This window comes from Streptomyces sp. NPDC043746, from assembly GCF_056436485.1.
In genome coordinates, this window is sequence record NZ_JBWKCM010000002.1 from 174,766 (window position 1) to 194,862 (window position 20,097).

At 72.7% G+C, this 20,097-nt stretch carries 15 protein-coding genes and 1 pseudogene; 9 read left to right on the top strand and 7 right to left on the bottom strand.

The annotated features are described in order from the left end of the window. Positions 1-42 precede the first annotated feature (42 nt). The 3 genes and pseudogenes from AC0682_RS02885 to AC0682_RS02895 form a co-directional block, all read right to left on the bottom strand. Positions 43-161: pseudogene (locus AC0682_RS02885) on the bottom strand (DNA-3-methyladenine glycosylase 2 family protein); the annotation flags it as partial. Positions 162-274: 113 nt separating this feature from the next. Beyond that, positions 275-1,759, bottom strand: a complete 1,485-nt coding sequence (locus AC0682_RS02890) for a S1 RNA-binding domain-containing protein (RefSeq protein ID WP_478530633.1) — start codon at positions 1,757-1,759, stop codon at positions 275-277. A 212-nt stretch (positions 1,760-1,971) separates the two neighbouring features. After that, positions 1,972-3,345 carry an NAD(P)-binding domain-containing protein gene (locus tag AC0682_RS02895; RefSeq protein WP_478530634.1) on the bottom strand — a complete coding sequence of 458 codons (1,374 nt, stop codon included), beginning with the start codon at positions 3,343-3,345 and terminating at the stop codon, positions 1,972-1,974. Between the two features lie 192 nt (positions 3,346-3,537). Between AC0682_RS02895 and AC0682_RS02900 the strand changes: the two genes are divergently transcribed. Together AC0682_RS02900 and AC0682_RS02905 are read left to right on the top strand one after the other, a co-directional pair. After that, complete coding sequence (locus AC0682_RS02900; RefSeq protein WP_478530635.1) at positions 3,538-3,897, top strand: ArsR/SmtB family transcription factor; 360 nt, start codon at positions 3,538-3,540, stop codon at positions 3,895-3,897. Positions 3,898-4,613: 716 nt separating this feature from the next. Next, positions 4,614-5,822 carry a S1 family peptidase gene (locus AC0682_RS02905; RefSeq protein ID WP_478530636.1) on the top strand — a complete coding sequence of 403 codons (1,209 nt, stop codon included), beginning with the start codon at positions 4,614-4,616 and terminating at the stop codon, positions 5,820-5,822. Positions 5,823-5,914: 92 nt separating this feature from the next. On the opposite strand, the gene AC0682_RS02910 is transcribed toward AC0682_RS02905, so the two are convergent. Continuing rightward, positions 5,915-7,003 (bottom strand): helix-turn-helix domain-containing protein, encoded by a 1,089-nt coding sequence (locus AC0682_RS02910; RefSeq protein WP_478530637.1) that lies wholly within the window; start codon positions 7,001-7,003, stop codon positions 5,915-5,917. Positions 7,004-7,198: 195 nt separating this feature from the next. Between AC0682_RS02910 and AC0682_RS02915 the strand changes: the two genes are divergently transcribed. Beyond that, positions 7,199-8,680 (top strand): sigma-70 family RNA polymerase sigma factor, encoded by a 1,482-nt coding sequence (locus tag AC0682_RS02915; protein ID WP_478530638.1) that lies wholly within the window; start codon positions 7,199-7,201, stop codon positions 8,678-8,680. Between the two features lies 1 nt (position 8,681). Here the strand turns inward: AC0682_RS02915 and AC0682_RS02920 are convergent, their stop codons facing one another. Then, on the bottom strand, positions 8,682-9,170 hold the full coding sequence (locus AC0682_RS02920) for a GNAT family N-acetyltransferase (protein ID WP_478530639.1): 489 nt from the start codon (positions 9,168-9,170) through the stop codon (positions 8,682-8,684). Between the two features lie 50 nt (positions 9,171-9,220). Here AC0682_RS02920 and AC0682_RS02925 point away from each other — a divergent pair, with 50 nt between their 5' ends. Continuing rightward, positions 9,221-10,036, top strand: a complete 816-nt coding sequence (locus tag AC0682_RS02925) for an exodeoxyribonuclease III (protein ID WP_478530640.1) — start codon at positions 9,221-9,223, stop codon at positions 10,034-10,036. A gap of 6 nt (positions 10,037-10,042) precedes the next feature. Here AC0682_RS02925 and AC0682_RS02930 read toward each other — a convergent pair whose 3' ends face one another. Then, entirely contained in the window at positions 10,043-10,687 is a 645-nt protein-coding gene (locus AC0682_RS02930) for a MerR family transcriptional regulator (RefSeq protein ID WP_254813247.1), read from the bottom strand. A 168-nt stretch (positions 10,688-10,855) separates the two neighbouring features. Between AC0682_RS02930 and AC0682_RS02935 the strand changes: the two genes are divergently transcribed. From AC0682_RS02935 to AC0682_RS02955, 5 genes are all read left to right on the top strand, one after another. Next, positions 10,856-12,451, top strand: a complete 1,596-nt coding sequence (locus tag AC0682_RS02935) for a flavin-containing monooxygenase (protein WP_478530641.1) — start codon at positions 10,856-10,858, stop codon at positions 12,449-12,451. Between the two features lie 112 nt (positions 12,452-12,563). After that, positions 12,564-13,529: an alpha/beta fold hydrolase gene (locus AC0682_RS02940; RefSeq protein ID WP_478530783.1), complete on the top strand. Its 966-nt coding sequence runs from the start codon at positions 12,564-12,566 to the stop codon at positions 13,527-13,529. Continuing rightward, complete coding sequence (locus AC0682_RS02945; protein WP_478530642.1) at positions 13,526-14,410, top strand: SDR family oxidoreductase; 885 nt, start codon at positions 13,526-13,528, stop codon at positions 14,408-14,410. Before AC0682_RS02940 ends, AC0682_RS02945 begins: the two co-directional genes overlap by 4 nt. A gap of 136 nt (positions 14,411-14,546) precedes the next feature. After that, positions 14,547-14,729, top strand: a complete 183-nt coding sequence (locus AC0682_RS02950; RefSeq protein WP_478530643.1) for a hypothetical protein — start codon at positions 14,547-14,549, stop codon at positions 14,727-14,729. 273 nt (positions 14,730-15,002) lie between these two features. Continuing rightward, on the top strand, positions 15,003-16,502 hold the full coding sequence (locus AC0682_RS02955) for a glycosyltransferase family 39 protein (protein WP_478530644.1): 1,500 nt from the start codon (positions 15,003-15,005) through the stop codon (positions 16,500-16,502). 19 nt (positions 16,503-16,521) lie between these two features. Here AC0682_RS02955 and AC0682_RS02960 read toward each other — a convergent pair whose 3' ends face one another. Then, the gene (locus tag AC0682_RS02960; RefSeq protein WP_478530645.1) at positions 16,522-20,019 is read right to left on the bottom strand and encodes a S41 family peptidase; all 3,498 of its coding nucleotides are present in this window, start codon (positions 20,017-20,019) and stop codon (positions 16,522-16,524) included. Positions 20,020-20,097: the final 78 nt, after the last annotated feature.

Sequence of the window (20,097 nt, forward strand, 5' to 3'; positions counted from 1 at the left end):
CGGCCGCGGGCCGCGCGGCCGTATCGCAGAGGGGCGATGCGGGCCGCGCGGTGCCCGGTGGGCGCGACGGTTGGGCAGCCGGCCGCCGAGCCGCCGAGGAGGATGAGGCGGGCGGCGCGGTGGCGCTGTCCGGCGTACGGCTCCATGAGCGGCAGCATCTCCTCAGCGGTCCAGGGCCGATGCTGGGGAGGAGCTGGAGCCGGGCCATCGCCTCCGGCGGTTCCAGGGAGGCGGCTTCTCCAAGGAGCGGGCGTAGGAACAGGCGCGTAGGGTCTCACCGCTCGTGGCACGCCCAGGCGTGTGACAAGGCGATGAGGCGCCTCACGGTATCGACCTCAGTGATCTTCACGGTGAGGGCGTCACCGACCTCGATATCCTTTTCGGGCGTTTCATCCAGCTCGCTGGTGTGCACCAACCCCTGCAGGCCGTCCTCCCGGTCTTCGATGCGGACGAACACGCCGAAAGGGACGATCTTGGTGACCGGTCCGGTGACCACCTGCCCGATGCGCTGGGCGACCTGTGGCCACGGGTCCTCCTGCGTCGCTCGGAGCGACAGCGACACTTGTTCCCGGGCCATGTCGATGTCGAGAACCTCGGCCGTGACCTCCTGGCCGACGGCGATGACGTCGGACGGGTGGTCGATCGGACGCCAGGACAGTTCCGGAATATTGATCATCGCGGTGAAGCCGCCGATGTCCACGAAGGTGACGCCGAAGCCGGCGATGGTCGTGACCGTTCCGGTGACGACCTGGCCGCGCCGCAGGGTCTTCAGGAAGGCCCAGCCCCGGTCGCTGGGCGTTGGTTCGGTCTGCCAGCGCGCGCGGAGAACGTCGTCGCTGTCGGCCAGTACAGCGGTGAACAGCGGTTGCCGCTCGTCGGCGGCCAGGGAGACGACGCCGACAGCACGGGCGCTGGTGATCTGGCGGGTCGCCGCCTCGAATTGAGTCTCGTCCACGACCATGCTGGCGATCCGCCCGTCCTCGTCCTCCCAGACGATTTCCACCAGACCCTCCTCGGGCAGCGAGCCCATGGCCGCGTCTACGTCGATGAGCAGGTCCGGCCAGACGGCCAGTTGGGCGCGAGGGACCAGCCGGGAGCGCACCGCCTCGATGCTGTCGCGGGTGAGGCGGTGCCAGCGGGAGGCGTTCGCAGCGTAGGTCTCTTCCAGATACGTGGCGCGGTGGGCGCTCACCGTCCAGCGCAGACGGGCCCAGAAGTCGGCGTCTGCCGGGCGCTGTACGTGCTGGGGGTCATCGGGGGCGAAGTCGTACGGCGACGCGTGCACGCGTTCCGGGAAGAGTCCGAGCGCGCGGGTGCGGACGAGCGCCGCTTCGCAAGGGCGGCTGCTGCCGATGTAGAGGTACTGGTCCCAGCCGACGTGTACGGCGAATGCTCCCTCCGCCTCCAGACGGCACCAGGCGCCGTTGTCGCGGAGCATGGCGCGGACGAGTTCCAGGCCGACTGCCATCGGTACCAGGGCACCGTCGTGGAAGCCGGTGAGGCCGGCTGGGAAGAGGTCGGCCAGGCCGTAGTCGTCGACCGGTGGCTCCAGGCCGAAGTGGGCGAAACCGCCGATCTGCGGCTCGCGGATGGCCAGCTGGGCGACACCGGCTTCTTCGGCGAAGGCGGCGACGGCCTGAAGGTATGCGGTTTCGACCGGCCCGTGGTCACTGGTCGCGGGCTCGACGCCGACGTAGTGGCCGTGCTGATCGCGGGCGGCGGGGTCGTACTTGGTGACCTGGTAGACGTAGGGCAGCACGTCACTGCCCCGCCGGAGGTCGAAGGCGCTGCGGCCGGAGCCCGTCCCAGCGGCCCGGCTGTGTGCTGTGGCTCATCGGGCGAGTGTGCCGGGCTGAACGGTGCGGCTCAACCGGGTTCTCCCGGCATGTGACGATCCGGGCTTCGGGCGGCGGGCCGCGACCGGACCCCCGTTCCGGTCGCGGCCGCTGCGGCCTGGTCCGGTCGCGGTGGTCAGCAGCCGCCGGAGGAGGCGGGGGCGCCGACGGCGATGGTCGGGGTGGTGGGGGTGGCGCAGCAGCCGCCGCTGTCGGTCTGGTTCGCCTCGGGCTCGTCGAAGAGGCCGGCCCCGCCGCAGACGCCCGTCTCGGGGAGGGTGAGTTCGACGCGCTCGGCGGCTTCCTGGTCGCCGGCGAGGGCGGCGGCGATGGAGCGGACCTGCTCGTAGCCGGTCATGGCGAGGAAGGTGGGTGCCCGGCCGTAGGACTTCATGCCGACGAGGTAGACGCCCTTCTCGGGGTGGGAGAGCTCCTTGACCCCGTGCGGGTAGACGGTTCCGCAGGAGTGCTGGTTGGGGTCGATGAGCGGGGCGAGGCCCAGGGGGGCCTGGAGCCGCTCGTCGAGGCCGAGGCGGAGTTCGGAGACGAAGGACAGGTCCGGGCGCAGTCCGGTGAGGACGATGACCTCGTCCACCGGGTCGAGGCGTCGGCCGTCCTCGGCGACCAGGACGACCTGGTCGCCCGCCCTCTCGATCGCCCCCGTACGGAAGCCGGTGACCGCGTCGGCGTGGCCCTCGTCGACGGCGGCCTTCGCGGCGAGGCCGAGGGCGCCGCGCGCGGGCAGCTGGTCGGCGGTTCCGCCGCCGAAGGTCGAGCCGGAGATGCCGCGCCGCAGGACCCACGTGGCGTGCGTGTCGGTGCCGTCCTTCGACCTCGCGAGGTCGGCCAGGGTGGCGAGCGCCGTGAAGGCGGAGGCGCCGGAGCCGATGACGGCCGTGCGCCTGCCCGCGTAACGGGCCCGTACGGAGGGGTCCTTGAGGTCGGGCACGCGGTAGGAGATCCGGTCGGCCGCCGCACGCTCGCCCGGGGCCGGCAGGCCGTCCCCACCGGCGGGGCCGGGGGTGGCCCAGGTGCCGGAAGCGTCGATCACCGAGCGGGCGAGGATCTTGTCCTCGCGGCCGTCGGCGTAGGCGACGTGGACGGAGAAGGGCTGGGTCTCGCGGTCGGCGTCGACGACCCGGTCACGGCCGGCGCGGGAGACTCCCGTGACCCGGGCGCCGAGGCGCACCCGGTCGCCGAGGGCGTCGGCGAGCGGCTGAAGGTACCCTTCCGCCCAGTCGCCGCCGGTCGGGTAGGTCCCGGGTGCGGGCTTGGTCCAACCGGTGGGGGCGAGCAGCTTCTCCGCGACCGGGTCGGTGAGCTCGCCCCAGGTGGAGAAGAGCCGTACGTGCGACCACGCGCGCACCGCCGCACCCGCACGGGAGCCCGCTTCCAGGACCAGCGGCTGAAGGCCCCGGTCGAGGAGATGGGCGGCTGCGGCCAGGCCCACGGGGCCGGCTCCGATGACCACGACCGGCAGCTGCTCGGTGGCGGTGGCGGTGGCGTTCATGACGATTCCCCTTGTGTTTCGACGTCTGTCGATCTCTTGGGTCCCCAGCATGCCACCTGTATTGATGAATATCAACATAGACATACGTCGAATTCAGGGGTGGCCGTGGAGAGCTGCGATGCGGCGGCCACCGCTGTTGCGGCCGGGTCGCCGGGCCTGGGTGCGTGGTTCGACGTATGTCAACATAGACATATGTCGAATGCGAAGACGCTGCCCCTGCTGGCCGCCGTCGAGCCCTGCTGCCCGCCGCTGGACGAGCGTCCGCTGACGGCGCAGGAGGCCGAGCGGACCGCGAAGATGTTCAAGGCGCTCGGTGACCCGGTCCGGCTGCGGCTCTTCTCCGCCGTCGCCTCGCACGAGGGCGGAGAGGCATGCGTCTGCGACATCTCCGATGTCGGCGTCTCGCAGCCCACGGTCTCCCACCACCTCAAGAAGCTCAAGGAGGCCGGGTTGCTCTCCTCCGAGCGGCGCGGCACCTGGGTCTACTACCGCGTCGAACCGGCCGTCCTCGCGGCCATGGGGCAGCTGCTCACCAAGGCCTCCGGCGCATAGGCGTCTCCGTCCTCGTCCGCGTGCTCGGCGTGCTCGGCGCCGAGTCGGACGCGGTGGCGGTGGACGTCGTCGTCGCGCTCGGCTCGGGCGATGTCCGACCCGTACGGCCGGGGCGTCGCTGCCCGGCGGGGTGCCGGACCTGAGGGGCTCGGAGAATCGGGAGCGCGTGCCGTAGGGGGCGCTCTGGAGGCGCGTGCTGACGTGCTCCGAGGGCTCGCCGACGGGCTCGCCGCGCGAGGTGAGCCCCGGGGCGGACGGCGGACAGGGGGTCCGGCCCGACGCGTCTTTGGCGCGTGTCGGGGCGGCCGACGCCTCTGCGGCGGTGCCCCGTCAGGGGCGGGATCGTCGGCCGGACCTCGCGGCTGCCCCTTTCCCGGCCGTCCGGGTGCGCCTGGGCGGTCTTGGTGTGGGGGCCCTTCTCGGGCGGGTGGTTCCTACGGCCGGGATGCCGTGGCCTGTGTCGTCGCCCTCGGCGGAGAGGGGCGCGAAGTGTTTCCGCCGGGTTTCACTACAGTTCTCGGCCAGTTCTGTAGAAAAGAGCCCCATCTCCGGTCCTTGTCGCGGCAGTTCCGTTTACGCGAGAGTTCGGGGCGCGGCGACAGGAACATGTCATCGCCGCCGGGCAGTGTCCATGGAACACACCGCGCATCCCCAAGCGCGGTGTGGCCACCCCCCCCATTGTCTGGACACTCCGCCCGTGTAGCGGAAGGAATCGCGTGAAGCACGGAAAGAAGAAGAACGCGCGCAGATACATCGTGGCGGCCTCGATCGGCGCCCTCCTGTCGGCCGGAGTCGCCACAGGGGCATACGCCGGTACGGAGGAATCCGCGCCGCCGCGGTACCAGCCGGAGATGGTCCGGGCTCTCGCCACCACCCTGGGCGTGAGTGAGCAGGCGGCCGTCGAGCGGCTGGACAAGGAGGCCCGGCAGCAGGACCGGTTCGCGAAGCTGCGGGCCGAGAAGGTCTCCACCCTCGGGGCCTTCTTCGCCCAGGACGGGACGCTCGTCGTCAACGCCGCCGACGCCGGGGCCGCGAAGGAGGTCAGGGCGGCGGGGCTCGCAGCACGGGTCCCCGAGCGCGGCGAGAGCGAACTGGACCGGATCAAGGCCCAGCTCGACGCCAAGGCCCTCAAGAGCGCCCCGGCCGGGGTCTCGGCCTGGTCCGTGGACCTCGCCTCCGACACGGTGACCGTCGAGGTCAACGGGGCGTCCGACGCCGCCACCCGTGACTTCCTCGAGGCCGCGAAGAGCAACGGCGACGCGGTACGGGTCGTCCAGGGCCAGGAGAAGCTGGAGACGCAGGCCGTCGTGCCGCCGGGCAGCCGCATGACGTTCAACGGCTACCTCTGCTCCGTCGGTTACGGCGCGAAGGACCGCAACGGCAGGCAGGTGCTCGTGACCGCCGGGCACTGCATCGAGGACCTGCCCGCCCTGGCGTACAACGGCACCCGGTTCGCCAAGGGCACCCACACCCGGTTCGCGCTCGGCACCCGCAGCGTGGACATGGGTATCGCCACCGTGGACGCCGGCCACTCCATCGGCCTGGACATCACCACGTACGGCAAGGCGGGCACCGTCGCCGTCCGGGGCAGCCAGCGGGCCCCGCAGGGCTCGGCGCTCTGCAAGTCCGGCCAGACCACCGGCTGGACCTGCGGCAAGGTCGGCTCGTACAACGTCAGCGTCACCTACACCGACGAGAACGGCGGGCCCGACACCGTGGTGACCGGCCTCGCCAGCTCGTCCGTCTGCACCCAGGGCGGCGACAGCGGCGGCGCGTACGTCTCCGGCAACCAGGCCCAGGGGATGACCTCCGGCGGGCCGGTCGGCCAGCGGTGCAACGGCCAGGTGAACTCGCCCGGTTCGTCGTACTTCCAGCCCCTCGACGACGCCCTCAGGTACTACGGGCTGACGCTCAACACCAAGTAGCCCCGACCGGGTGAAGGTGCCGCATACGCGGGAGACCGTCCACTGACCCTGGGCGGTCTCCCGTCTCCATCGTCTCCGAAGTCCGTCGTCAGTCATTCCGCCGTGTCGAAATCCCAGGCCACTCCGTGCACTCCGGGTTTGCAGCGGGAGACCAGCACATGGGTGCTGTGGGAATCGTTCATCGGAATGCGTCGCTGCCCGCGGGGCGGGGAGCCCACCTGGTCCCGGAAGTACCGCCGGCAGCCCGAGGGGAGCGCGTCCGGATGGAAGAAGACCTGCTGAAGGTATTCGTGCAGATTCGCCCGCGACCACCGTTCGTAGTGCGTGGCCGGATCCCGGGACGGGCTCACGTCGACCGCGTAACTCACCACCGTCGTCTCCAGTTTGGCGAGTTCCCGGCCGAAGTGGATTTCCAGCACCAGCGACTTCAGCCCCTTGAGGTACGTGGCCTCGCCCAGGCGCCCGCTGGTGACCCGTATGTCGAGCGGTTCCGCCTGCTCGTCGTCGAAGCTGAGGACGAACAGCGCCCGGTCGGCCCCGGCGCGGCTGGCCCGCAGCACGTTGGTCGTGCTGAGGTTGCTGAGTGTGCCGTGCTCGCCCAGCGTCACCACGTCATGGACCAGCAGCGAGCCGGACTCCTGGTTGAAGTGGCGGAACCGCTCCCCGAGCGCCTTCTCCACCACCGAGTCCTTGCCCAGCACCTGGAGGGCCGCGCTCTCTCCCCGGGCCGGGGCGACCCGGCCGCGCGGACGGCGCGGGCCGAGCAGCGAGCGCAGGGCTCCGCCCGGCAGCTCCAGGATCTCCTCCAGCACCTCCACCGCCCGCAGCGACCGGGCCCGCTCCGGCTGGCTCCGACCGCGCTGCCAACTGCTCAACGTGGCCTGGCTGACCCCGATCCCGCGCGCCCGCAGCCGTTCGCTGACCCGCTCCAGGGAGAGGCCGCGCCGACCCAGCGCCTCCCGCAGCGCGGCCGGGAAGGCGTCGGGGGCCGCGGCGGGGGCGTCGAGCGCGGAGGGCTCGCCGCCACGTGTCCCGTCACCGACTGCCCCGGACCCCTCCGTAGCCCCCGCCTTCGGCGCCGTACGCAGATGACCGGCGCTCGTGGTTCCTCCCCGCCCCGTGGCGCTCGGGGCGCCCTCGGCGTCCGGCGGCCCGACACCGGCTTCCATTCGGCTCGACATGTCCCTCCCGCATCCCCGTACTCACCCGGTACACCCGATCCTCCGGGCACTCCCGCCGCGGGGTGCCCCTCAGGCCCCCGCATACTGGTTGACCACCGGAGAGGGTCCGGATAACAAATCCCCCAGGAGTGACCTGCCCCACACCCCCGGGAGGTGCTGCCCTCCGCCCTCCGCACGGCCCGAGGAAGTGAGCACGTGGTGAACAGCGTGGACGACGTGGACGTCACCGCCCTGGTCGTCGCGGCCAGGGGCGGGGACCAGGGAGCGGGAGAGCGGCTCGCCGCCCTCTACCTGCCGCTGGTCTACAACGTCGTGGGCCGGGCCCTCAACGGCCATCCGGACGTGGACGACGTGGTGCAGGAGACCATGCTCCGGGCGCTGTCCGGGCTCTCCTCGCTGCGCGACCCCACCCGGTTCCGCTCCTGGCTGGTGGCCATCGCCATGAACCAGGTCCGCACCCGCTGGGCCGTCCTCGGCCACCGGCCCGCCGCGCTGGAGGAGACCGACGAGCCCGCCGACCCGGCCGCCGACTTCGTCGACCTGACGATCCTGCGCCTGGAGCTTTCCGGGCAGCGGCGCGAGACCGCCGAGGCGACCCGCTGGCTCGACGAGGCGGAGCGCGACGTGCTCTCGCTCTGGTGGCTGGAAACCACCGGTGAACTGACCCGGGCCGAGCTGGCGGACGCCCTCGGGCTCTCGCCGCAGCACGCCGCCGTACGCGTCCAGCGGGTCAAGAACCAGCTCGACGTCGGGCGCGCGGTCGTCCGGGCGCTGGCCGCCGAGCCCCGCTGCCCCTTCCTGGCCGACCTGGTGGCCGACTGGGACGGGGTGCCCACGCCGCTGTGGCGCAAGCGCACAGCCCGGCACATACGGGGCTGCGCCTCCTGCTCGGCCGGCAGCTCGGGGCTCGTGCCGCCGGAAGGGCTGCTCTCCGGGCTGGCTCTGGTGGTGCCGCTGTACGAGGGCGGCCAGCACGCCGCCGCTGTCGCCCCGGCCGTCGCCCCGGCCGCGTTCTCCGCGGGGAAGGCGGCGGGGCTCGCCGCCGCGGCGGTCGCCGTGACCTCCATCGCCGTACTCCTGTGGCCCTCCGCACCCGCCCCGCCCGCCCCCCGCGCCGAAGGCGGTACGACGCAGCTCCCCGCGCCCGCACCGGCCACCGCCGCGGCCACCCCGTCCGCCTCACCGACACCCGCCCCCACGCCGTCGCCCACGCCGAGCACCGCCGCCCCGAGCGCCCCGCCGTCCACCGCGGCTCCGTCCGACTCCCCGAGCCCGGCACCGCGGGCGCAGCCCCGACCGCAGACGCGCCTGGTCGCGGAGGTCAACACCCTGCGCGCCCACAACGACTGCCCGCGGCTGACCACCGACCCCCGGCTCACCGAGGTGGCCCAGCACCACTCCGAGGACATGGCGAAACACGCCTATTTCGGCCACACCGACTCCAGGGGCCGGGGGACGGGCGACCGGGTGACCGGCTCCGGCTACCTCTGGTCCGCCGTGGGCGAGACCATCGCCACCGGGAACGCCGACCCGGCCGCCGTCGTCGAGGAGTGGCGCCGCGGTTCCGGGCGGGGCGACGACATCCTCAACTGCGACTTCACGCACGTCGGCGTGGGGATCGCGGACTCGCCGCGCGGGCCCTACTGGACCCAGGTGCTGGCCAGGCCGCGCCAGTGAGCTACGGCTGCCGGAGCGGCTTGGTCATGCAGATGCTGCTGTCGTACGTCCGGTAGTGGCCGAACTTCACCTCGCAGACCGTGTAGCCGCACGAGGTGTACAGCGCGACCGCCTCGGGCTGCTGGTCACCCGTCTCCAGCACCATCCGGACGCGGCCCGCCGCGCGGGCGTCCTCCTCCAGGGCGGCGAGCATCCGGCGGGCCAGACCCCGGCCACGGCCCTCGGGGACCACGAACATCCGCTTGATCTCGGCGTCGCCGTCCTCGTACCCCTCCGGGTTGCGGTCCTGCGTCCGCCAGCCGCCGGTCGCCACCGGGCGCTCCTGCTCGTCGTAGGCGAGCAGATACAGCCCGTGCGGCGGGTCGAACATGGCCGGGTCGAGCGGTGTGACATCCCCCTCGTCGCCGTAGCGCTCGGCATATTCGAGCTGGACCTGGTCGTTGAGCTTGACGGCGTCGGGGTGGTCGAAGCGGCGCGGGCGGATGTTCATGCTGAGTATCGTATATCTATGAGTTCGGGTGAGGTAGGTACTGTTTTCCGATGCTGACTGTTACATCTGTGAATGTTAATGGCCTCCGCGCCGCCGCGAAGAAGGGCTTCGTGGAATGGCTGGCGGACACCGACGCCGATGTGGTCTGCCTCCAGGAGGTCCGTGCCGAGCCCGGCCAGCTGCCCGCCGAGGTCCGTGACCCCGAGGGCTGGCACACCGTCCACGCCCCCGCCGCGGCCAAGGGGCGCGCCGGGGTCTCCCTCTACTCCCGCCAGGCGCCGGAGCGCACCCAGATCGGCTTCGGCGGGTTCGGGGTGCCGGGGGCCGAGGAGTTCGACGCGAGTGGCCGGTACGCCGAGATCGACCTCCCCGGCGTGACCGTGGCGAGCCTGTACCTGCCCTCCGGCGAGGTCGGCACCGAGCGGCAGGACGAGAAGGAGCGCTTCATGGCGGCCTTCCTGCCCTACCTCCAGGGGCTGAGGGAGCGGGCGGCGGCGGGCGGGCGCGAGGTCGTGGTCTGCGGTGACTGGAACATCGCCCACCAGGAGGCCGACCTGAAGAACTGGAAGGCCAACCAGAAGAGTTCGGGCTTCCTGCCCGAGGAGCGGGCCTGGCTGACCCGGGTGTTCGACGAGGCCGCGTACGTCGACGTCGTACGGCGGCTGCACCCGGATGTGGCGGGGCCGTACAGCTGGTGGTCCTACCGGGGGCGCGCCTTCGACAACGACGCCGGGTGGCGGATCGACTACCAGGTCGCGACGCCGGGGCTGGCCGCGCGGGCGGTCAAGGCGTGGGTGGAGCGGGCCGCCACGCACGGCGAGCGGTGGAGCGACCACGCGCCGGTGACGGTGGTCTACGAGCGGTAGTCCGGGTCAGCCGGTTTTCGGGGGCTGGGTGCCGTCCTCGCGGCGCAGCCTCCGGTCCAGGGCCATGGACAGCTCCGCGTCCACCACCGCGCGGGCCAGTGGCCGCAGCTGGGCCGGTTCGGTCTCCGCTGTGTGGGCATGCAGTACGCGTACGAAGATCTCGGCGAGTGCGTCCGCGTGCTCGCGGACGCGTCGGCCCGAGGAGAGCACCGTGGCGAGCGGTACCCCTTCCCGTACGAGCTGCGCCGACACCTCCAGGAGGCGTCGGCTGATGTGGACGATCTCGTCGCCGTCGGTGGCGAGATAGCCCAGGTCCAGCGCGGTGGCCAGGTTCTCCGGCGTGACCTCGCCCTCGAAGTAGTCCGCGAGCTGCTCCGGGGTGAGCCGGACCGGGGTCTCCTCGGTCGGCTCCCCGAGCCCCAGCACCTCGGCCACGTCGCGCCCGCTCTCGAAGGTGGCGGCCAGGTCCGCGATGCCGTTGAGGGTGTGGCCGCGCTCCAGCAGTGCCGCGATGGTCCGCAGCCGGGCCAGGTGGTGGTCGTCGTACCAGGCGATCCTGCCTTCGCGGCGGGGCGGTGGGATCAGGCCGCGCTCCCGGTAGAAGCGCAGGGTCCGCACGGTGATGCCCGCCTCCTTGGCCAGCTCCTCCATGCGGTATTCGCGGTGCTCGCGTCCGTCAGCCACAGGGGCACCCTATGTTGTACCGCCAGTAACTTTCCTCGGTCCGCCCCCTACCCATCAGTACGACCCTGCTCTACCCTCCGAACCATGCCAGTGATTGCTGGCACAGTCGCGTGACGTACCGCGGGAGGCGGCAGCATGGCCCAGCAGGAGCACGTACGTGTGGCGGTGATCGGTACCGGATTCGGGGGCCTGGGGGCCGCCGTCCGGCTGCGCCGCGAAGGCATCACCGATTTCGTCGTCCTGGAGCGGGCCGACTCCGTGGGCGGCACCTGGCGCGACAACAGCTACCCCGGCTGCGCCTGCGACGTGCCGTCCCACCTCTACTCCTTCTCCTTCGCCCCCAACCCCGACTGGCCCCGCACCTTCTCCGGCCAGGAGCACATCCGGGCCTACCTGGAGCGGGTCGCGGACACCTTCGGGCTCCGCCCGCACATCCGGCTGAACCACGAGGTCAAGCTGATGAGCTGGGACAGGGAGAACCTGTACTGGGTGATCGAGTGCGCAGGCGGCACCACGCTGCGCGCGGACGTCGTCGTCTCCGCCACCGGGCCGCTCTCGGACCCCAAGACACCCGACATACCCGGGCTCGACTCCTTCCCCGGCAAGGTCTTCCACTCCGCGCGCTGGGACCACGACTACGACCTGACGGGCAAGCGGGTCGCGATGGTCGGAACCGGCGCCTCCGCCATCCAGATCGTCCCGGCGATCCAGCCGAGGACCGCGAAGCTCACGCTCTTCCAGCGCACGCCTCCCTGGGTCATGCCGCGCGTGGACCGCACCATCAGCAAGGCCGAGCGCGCGCTCCACCGGGCGGTACCCGCGACCGGCACCGCCCGCCGCGGACTGCTCTGGGGCATAAGGGAGTTGCAGGTGAGCGCCTTCACCAAGCACCCCGACCAGCTGGGCCTGGTGGAGAAGCTGGCCAAGGCCAACATGGCGCGGGCCATCAAGGACCCCGCGCTGCGGGCCAAGCTGACCCCGGACTACCGCATCGGCTGCAAGCGCATCCTGCTCTCCAGCACCTACTACCCGGCCCTCGCCCAGCCCAATGTGGACGTGGTCGCCTCCGGGCTCAGCGAGATACGCGGCTCGACCGTCGTCGCCGCCGACGGCAGCGAGGCCGAGGTCGACGCGATCATCTTCGGCACCGGCTTCCATGTGACGGACATGCCGATCGCGGAACGGGTCGTCGGCGAGGAGGGGATCACCCTCGCGGAGACCTGGAAGGACGGGATGAACTCGCTGCGCGGCGCGACCGCCGCCGGGTTCCCCAACTGGATGACGATCATCGGCCCCAACACGGGCCTCGGGAACTCCTCGATGATCCTCATGATCGAGTCCCAGCTGAACTACATGGCCGACTATCTGCGCCAGTTGAACGTGCTGGGCGGCCGGGCCGCCCTCGGCGCCCGCTCCGCCGCCGTCACCGCGTGGAACGACAAGGTCCAGGAGCGGATGAAGCGCACGGTGTGGAACACCGGCGGCTGCACCAGCTGGTACCTGGACGCGGAGGGCCGCAACACCACGGTCTGGCCGGGCACGACGGGCGAGTTCCGGCGCCAGACGCGGACGGTGGACCTCGCGGAGTACGACGTCATCCGGGCGGCGGGGGCCGGGAAGCCGGGTGCGGGGCGGCTCGGCGGGAGCGGGCTCGTGCCGGAGCAGCCGGGGCGGGGCGCGCGCGAGACGGTCGCCGCCGGGGACGCGGTGACCGAGGAGGCCGCGCGATGAGCGGCCTCGCGCACCGTGTCACGGCCGGGGAGGCCGGGACGGGGCGCCCCTCGTACCGTGCGTCCGGGGCGGGCGGCACAGTCGTCGAGGAGGCCGCCCGATGAGCCGACCCCTGCACCGCGACGGCCACCGCGACGGTGTCCCGCCCGTCCCGGCGGACGAACGCTTCGTCACGTCGGCCGACGGCTCCCGCGTCCACGTCGAGCTGTACGGCCCCGAGGGCGCCCCCGCGGTGGTCCTCGCCCACGGCTGGACCTGCAGCACCCGCTTCTGGGCCGCGCAGATCAGGGACCTCGCCGCCGACCACCGCGTCATCGCCTACGACCAGCGCGGTCACGGCCTCACCCCCGAACCAGGCCCCGGTGGCTACAGCGTCGACGCCCTCGCCGACGACCTGGAGGCCGTGCTCGCCGCCACCCTCGCCCGTGGGCGGAAGGCGGTGCTCGCCGGGCACTCCATGGGCGGGATGGCGCTGATGGCCGCCGCCCGCCGCCCCGGCCTGCGCGAGCATGCCGCCGCCGTCCTGCTCTGCTCCACCGGCAGCGGCCGGCTCACCGCCGAGGCCACCGTCGTACCGCTGCGGCCGAGCGCGTTCCGAACCCGGCTGACGACCGCCGTCCTGGGGGCGAAGGCGCCGCTGGGACCGGTCAATCCGGTGTCGAAACGTATCCTCAAGTACGCGACGATGGGTGCCGGTTCGGCTCCCGGGCGGGTCGACACCTGCGCCCGGATCGTGCACGCCTGCCCGCGCCGCGCGAGGGTGGAATGGGGGCAGGTGCTGGCCGGGCTGGACGTGACGGCCGAGGTCCGCGAGCTGCGGGTGCCGACGGCGGTCATCGCCGGTACGGACGACCGGCTCACCCCGCCGGTCCACGCGCGGGCCATCGCGGCGGCGCTCCCGGTCGGCCTCGGGCTCACCGAGCTGGCGGGCATGGGGCACATGACGCCGGTGGAGGCCCCGGAAGCGGTCACGGCGAAGCTCAGAGAACTGACCAGCCGGTACGTCGGGGCCGCCGAGGTCACCGGGGTCACCGAGGCGACCGAGGCCGCCACGTCCGAGAAGGAGGATGTCGCATGAGCAGCAGGCGGAGTCTGGAGGGCCAGGTCGTCGTCGTGACCGGCGCGGCCCGGGGGGTGGGCGAACTGCTGGCCCGCAAGCTCTCGGCGCGCGGGGCGACCCTCGCGCTGGTCGGCCTGGAGCCGGACGAGCTGAAGCAGGTCTCCGACCGGCTGCACGGCGAGAGCGACCACTGGTTCGCGGATGTCACCGACCACGCGGCGATGGCCCGGGTGGCGCGCGAGGTCAAGGAGCGGTTCGGCAAGGTCGACGTGGTCGTCGCCAACGCGGGCGTCGCCGCCGGCGGCCCGTTCGCCGACTCCGACCCGGACGCCTGGCGGCGGGTCATCGAGGTCAACCTGATCGGTGGGGCGGTCACCGGCCGGGCGTTCCTGCCGGTGCTGATGGAGAGCCGCGGCTACTTCCTCCAGATAGCCTCGCTGGCCGCGATCACCCCGGCGCCGATGATGACGGCGTACTGCGCCTCCAAGTCGGGTGTGGAGGCGTTCGCGCACAGCCTGCGCGCGGAGGTGGGTCACAAGGGCGTGAAGGTGGGCGTCGGTTATCTCTCCTGGACCGACACGGACATGGTGCGCGGCGCCGACCAGGACGAGGTGATGCGGGAGTTGAGGCAGCGGCTGCCGTGGCCGATGAACCGCACGTACCCGCTCGGCCCGGCCGTCGACCGGATCGTGGACGGCATCGCCCGGCGCTCCCCGCATGTGTACGCCCAGTGGTGGCTGCGCGGGATGCAGTCGGTACGGGGCTGTCTGCCCTCGGTGATCGCGATCGGCGGGCCGCGCGAGATGCGGCGCTTCGAACCTCGCCTGCACACCGTGCCGAAGGGGCTGGTGGGGGCCGGGGGAGCGGCGGACCAGGACGCGCGGGCGGAGCGTACGTAGCAACGGGGGCTCGCGGTGAGGCGTCACGGTGGGTAGCGGTCCGAAATGCGCGGGATGTCGGGGCGTGCAACGCTGAGCACGGCCCCGCCGGGGGCCATCCCACACGTACCCCACGCATCCCACAGGAGTGAACAGCATGGGTATCGCAGACCAGTTCAAGGACAAGGCGCAGGAGCTCGCGGACCAGGCCAAGCAGAAGGCCGGTCAGGACAAGGACCAGGCCCGGGAGCGCGGCCAGAAGGGTCAGGAGCGCGGGCGCCAGGCCCAGGAGAAGGCCCGTGACGCGGCCGAGCAGGCGCGTGACCGCTTTGACCGTTGACGGTCGCTGAGGTGTGACGCGTGCGCGCTGCGCTGTGCGCGTGCGTGCGCGTCGCGTCAGGAGGCGCATCCGGGTGACCGGATGCGCCTCCTTCCTGTCGCACGGGGCTTGTCGCACGGGGCTTGTTGTACGGACCTGTCGTACGGAGCCGGGGCCGGGGCGCACGTTTGATCGTTGATCGAACGACAGTGCGTACGATTCAGGGGTGGTGGGGGGCCGCAGGGGCTTCCCGCCCTGCCCTGCACGACAGCCGTCACCCCGGGAAGCTCCTCCGTGTTCACAGCTCGCACTGTCCGTCTCCTCATCCCGTCGGCAGCGGCGCTCTGGACCTTCGCCCTCGGCCTGTGGGGTCTGTCACGGCAGAACAGCGTGTGGCGGGACGAGGCGGCGACCTGGCAGGTGGCCCGGCGCTCCACGGCCGAGATCGTGCAGCTGCTCGGCAACGTGGATGTCGTGCACGGGCTCTACTACCTGCTGATGCACGGCCTGTTCGAGCTGTTCGGCCCCGGCACCACCGTGCTGCGGCTGCCGTCGGTGGTGGCCACGGCGGTGGCCGCCGCCTGTGTGGCGACCCTCGGCCACCGGCTGGCGGGACCGTGGGCGGGGCTGGGAGGCGGAGTGGCCCTGGGGCTGCTGCCGGCTGTGCAGTTCTACCTCCAGGAGGGGCGGCCGTACGCCCTGGTGGCGGCCGGGGCCGGAGTCTCCACCCTGCTCCTGGTCACCCTGCTGGAGGGGCGGGGGAGGGCGGTGCACTGGATCGCGTACAGCGGGGCGGTCGCGCTGTGCGGCCTGCTGAACTGGCTCTCGCTGATGATCCTCCCGGCCCATCTGCTGACGCTGCTGCTCAGCGGGAGGGCCCGTGACCTCGATGGACCCGGCGGGCTCGCGAGGCGCCATGACCTCGGCGGGCTCGGACGACGCTGGACGGCCGCCGCCGCAGCCGCCGTGGCCTGTGTGCTCCCTCTGATCCTGTTCAGCCGGAGCCAGTCCGCGCAGGTGTCGTGGATACCGCCGCTGACCTGGCACATGCTGATCGGCCCGGCGGTCCTGCTGGCCGTCGGCGGGGCGGGCGCGCTGGTGGAGAGGCGATCCCGGCACCGGCCGGACGGGCTCTCGGCGGCGGCCGTCGGACTGCCGCTGCTCGCGGTGCCGCAACTCGGCCTCGCCGGACTCTCCCTGATCCAGCCGCTGTTCCTGGACCGGTACGTCCTCTTCAGCCTGCTGGGTCTGGCGCTGCTGATCGGTACGGCGATCGGCGCGGCGGTCCGGGCGGTCTCGCGACGGCTCCCGCGAGCGGGCTGGTGGCTCCTTCCGGCGATCGTCGCCGTGGCGGTGGTGGCCCTGCTCCCGCAGTCGCTCGCCAAGCGGTCCCCGGCGAGCAGGGTGGACGACGTCCTCGCGGCGGCCGACGACGTGCGGCGGCTGAAGCGGCCCGGGGACGCGGTGCTCTTCTTCCCGTCGGCCCGTCGGGACACCCGACTGGTCTCCCCGGACGCCTTCTCCGGCCTGGAGGACATAGCGCTGGCCCGATCTCCGGAGCGGTCGCGCACCTTGAAGGGCGAGGAGGCCGAACCGGGCCGCATACGGGCGGCTATGCTCACCCGCCGCCGCATCCTGCTGGTGACGGACGCCCCCGGTGTAGCCCGGCCGCCCGCCACCGAACGGGACCGGATGAAGCGCTCCGTCCTGCAGAACCACTTCAGGATCGTCACCGACAGCCAGACCCGCGGTCGCCGGGTGACGCTCTACGAGAGGCGTCCGGCACCCCGTTGATGCCGAGGGCCCCCGTTCCTCAGGAACTCCTCGGCGGCAGCGGCGGCCGGCGCAGGTTCGGCGCGGTGTCGTACGAGGGCGGGGTCGAGGCCGGGTGGGCGGCCAGGAGGTCCAGGGCGACCCGGACCGCGTCGTCGAGGACGGCGTACCGGCCCTCCGCCCAGTCCAGGGGGGTGCGCAGGGCCTTCACGTCCGGTTCCACACCGTGGTTCTCCACCGACCAGCCGTACGTGTCGAACCAGGCCGCGTTCATCGGGACCGTGATCACCGTGCCGTCGCCCAGCCGGTGGCGGCCGGTCATGCCGACCACCCCGCCCCAGGTCCGCTGGCCCACCACCGGGCCCAGCCTCAGCAGCCGGAACGCCGCGGTGATCATGTCGCCGTCGGAGGAGGTCGCCTCGTCGGCCAGGGCGACGACCGGGCCGCGCGGGGCGTTGGAGGCGTAGCTCACCGCCTGGGCGTCACGGGTCAGGTCCCAGCCGAGGATCTTGCGGGTGAGCTTCTCCACCACCAGCTCGCTGATGTGGCCGCCCGCGTTGCCCCGGACGTCCACGATCAGCGCCGGGCGCGAGACCTCCAGGCGCAGGTCGCGGTTGAACTGGGCCCAGCCCGAGCCGCCCATGTCCGGGATGTGCAGGTAGCCGCACCTGCCGCCGCTCAACTCCCGTACGACGTCACGTCGTTTGGCCACCCAGTCCTGGTAGCGCAGCGGGCGCTCGTCCACCAGGGGCAGGATCGCCACCCGGCGGGACGGGCCGCCGCCCGCGGGGGTGAACGTCAGCTCCACCGTGGTGCCCCCGGCAGCCGACAGCAGGGGGTACGGGCCCGTCACCGGGTCCACCGGGCGGCCGTCCACGTGGGTGAGGACGGCGCCCTCGCGGATGCCCGTACCGGCCAGCGGGGAGCGGGCCTTGGAGTCCGAGGAGTCGCCCGGCAGGATGCGCTGGACCACCCAGGCCCCGTCCCGGCAGACCAGGTTGGCGCCCAGCAGGCCGATCGCCCGCTGGTAGTGCGGCGGGCCCTCGTTGCGGCGGGCGGGGGAGACGTAGGCGTGCGAGGTGCCCAGCTCGCCCAGCACCTCGCGCAGCAGGTCCGCGAACTCGTCGGGAGAGGCGACCCGTTGGACCAGTGGGCGGTACTGCTCCAGCACCCCGTCCCAGTCGATCCCGCACATGTCCGGCTCCCAGAAGTAGGAGCGGATGATCCGCCCCGCCTCCCCGTACGCCTGCCGCCACTCCGCCCCCGGGTCCACCTCGTGCAGGATGCGGCGCAGGTCCAGATAGACCGTGGAGTCGCCGTCGCCCGGCTCGGTCGCGGGGACGGCACGCAGCTCGCCGTCGTCCATCACGACCAGGCGCGAGGAGTCGCCGCTGACCGCGAACCAGTCGAGGTGGTCGACCAGTTCGGCCTTCCGGGCCTTCGCGATGTTGAAGTGCTCCAGCGTCGGGCGCCCCGACATGTCGGCCGGGTTGGCGAACGTCTCGCCCAGCGCCCCCGAGATCGGCCAGCGCAGCCAGACCAGACCGCCGCCGCTCACCGGGTGCAGCGCCGAGTACTTGGAGGCGGAGACGGGGAAGGGCGTCACCCGGCTCTCCAGCCCCTCGAACTCCACCAGGACCGTGGGCCCCTCGCCCGTACCCCCCGCTTCCGGAACGTCCGTAGGGTCCAGGCCGCCCGCTGCCGGGCGGCCGTCCGGGGAGAGCGCGAAGGGGGAGGGGGTGGCCGAGGAGAGCGGGACCAGGTACGGGCGGCAGCCCAGCGGGAAGGAGAGGTCCCCGGTGTGCACGTCGTACACCGGGTCGAAGCCCCGCCAGGAGAGGAACGCCAGATAGCGGCCGTCCTCCGTGAAGACCGGATTCTCGTCCTCGAACCGGCCGTTGGTGACATCCACGATCACCGGGGCGCCGGGGCCGGAGATCCGGGCCAGCTTGATCTGCCGCAGCGAGCGGCCGATGCCCGGGTGCGACCAGGTCAGCCAGTCGCCGTCGGGGGAGAACGCCAGATCGCGGACCGGGCCGTTGACCGAGCGGATCAGCTCGGTCAGGCCGGGGTGCCCGTCGACGGGCGCTGTGATGCTGTCGGGGACGGCCGCGCCCGTGGCGGCGTAGAGGTCGGCCCGGGTGGAGCCGGTACGGGGGCGCTCCCGGACCTCCTCGGCCCCGCCGGCCGCCTGGGTCCCGTCCTCGGCCGTGCCCGCCGCTCCCGTCGCGCCGGACGCCTCCGTCACATCAGCCCCACCCAGCCCTCCCACTGCCCCCGTCTCCTCCGGCTCCCCCGTGTCCAGAAGCAGCAGCCTGCCGTCGTTCGAGGCGATGGCCAGCCGCTCCCCGTCCGGGTCGGAGACCATCTCCTGCACGCGGCCCAACCGGCCCGAGGCGAGCCGGCGCGGGGCCCGGTCGCCGCTGGCGCGCGGGAGGTAGGCGATCTCCACCGCGTCCTCGCCGTCCGCGTCGGTGACGTACGCGACCCGGCCCCCGCTCCCCAGCATCTCCGGCAGCCGCACCCGCACCCCGGGGGTGTCGCTGATGGTGCGGGCGGGGCCGTCGCGGTGGGTGAGCCAGTAGAGGCTGCCGCGTACGGTGACGGCACTGGCCCGGCCCGTCTCGTCGACCGAGAGCGAGTCGACGTTGCTGGCGGCGGGCACCTGGTGGCGGCGGCGGCCGGTGCGCGGCCCGCCGAGCCGTACCTCCAGCCTGCGCGGGGTGGCGTCCGGCGACTCCAGGTCCTCCACCAGCCAGAGGTCTCCGGCGCACTGGTAGACGACCCGGTGGCCGTCGCTGGAGGCGTGCCGGGCGTAGAAGGCGTCGTGGTCGGTGTGGCGGCGCAGATCGGTGCCGTCGGTCCGGCAGGAGTAGAGGTTGCCCACGCCCTCGTGGTCGGAGAGGAACGCGATGCGGCGGCCCACGAACATGGGCGAGGCCAGGTGCCCGCCGATGTCCGGCAGCAGCCGCTCCCCGTGCAGCCAGAGGCGGCCCACGGCCCCGCCCCGGTAGCGCTTCCAGGCGGCCGGTTCGTGCGGGGGCGTGCCGGTCAGGAGCAGGGTGCGGCGCTCGCCGTCCAGGTCGGCCACGGCGATGTCGGAGACCGGGCCCCAGGGGAGCCGCCCGCCGGGGCTGCCGTCGGTGGGGACGCTGTAGGCCCAGGAGAAGTAGGAGAACGGCTGGTTGTGCGACGAGACGGCGAGGATCTGCGTGGTGTCGGGCGGATCGGGGGTCCAGCCGCAGACCCGGGCGTCCGTCGAGCCCCAGTAGGTGAGTCGGCGGGCCGGGCCGCCGTCGACCGGGGCGAGGTGGATCTCGGGGTCGAGCGTGCGCCAGGTCGTGTACGCGATGGAGGCGCCGTCGGGCGAGAAGCGGGGGTGGCTGACCCGGGTCCGGTCGACGGTCACCCGCCAGGCCCGTCCCGGCCGGTGGCCCGCCGGAGCGAGGGGGGAGACCCAGAGATCGTCCTCGGCGGCGAAGCAGAGCATGTCCTGGTGGAGGTGCGGGAACCGGAGATACGCGACGTCGTCACTCACCCCCCAATGCTTTCCGCGCGCGGGGCCCGGGGCAACTTGTGGTGCGGCCCACAAGCGAAACGATTTCGTTTCGCTGGG